Here is a 532-nt window from a genome sequence, read left to right on the forward strand (position 1 = left end):
ATGCAGGCGACCGCGACGACGGAGTTCAACCGCTCCGCCCAGTTGTCGGGCGCGGCGCCTAGGACCCATTGCCCTTGCACCAGCAGCACCAGGCCGCACAGCGCGAAGGATATCCCGCAGGCGCCGCTGAGAAACGAAACGACGAGCAGTATCCGGCGGTCGTGATCGCCCTTCATCCAGAACATCGTTCCGATCGCGCCGAGCAGCGCCGTCACCGTCGAATAGGTGATCAGAAAGCCGACAACATCGAAGCCGAAATAGGTGACGAGGGCGCAAGCCGCCATCGCTGCCAGCGCCGGCACGATGGCGCGGCGATAACTGCGGATGCCGAGATACTGCATCGCCGACAAACAGATGACGAGGAACCCCAGGCTGAGCAGGGCAAGCACCATTTGGCAGAGCCACGGGTTGGCGTCCTTGGTATAGCGCCAGAACAGGACGACATGGGCAACGAGCACGAGTATGCCGCAGGCGACCGTAAGCACGAAACGCGCCTGCGGCGCGGTGAGCCAGAGCGCGAGCATCGTGACGC

The 532-nt window shown here is 63.9% G+C and carries 1 pseudogene; it reads right to left on the reverse strand.

The window, feature by feature from the left end:
• A pseudogene (locus EOA60_RS36615) lies at positions 1 to 532 on the reverse strand (ABC transporter permease); the annotation flags it as partial.

The organism is Mesorhizobium sp. M1A.F.Ca.IN.020.06.1.1 (genome assembly GCF_004023265.1).
GTDB lineage: Bacteria > Pseudomonadota > Alphaproteobacteria > Rhizobiales > Rhizobiaceae > Mesorhizobium.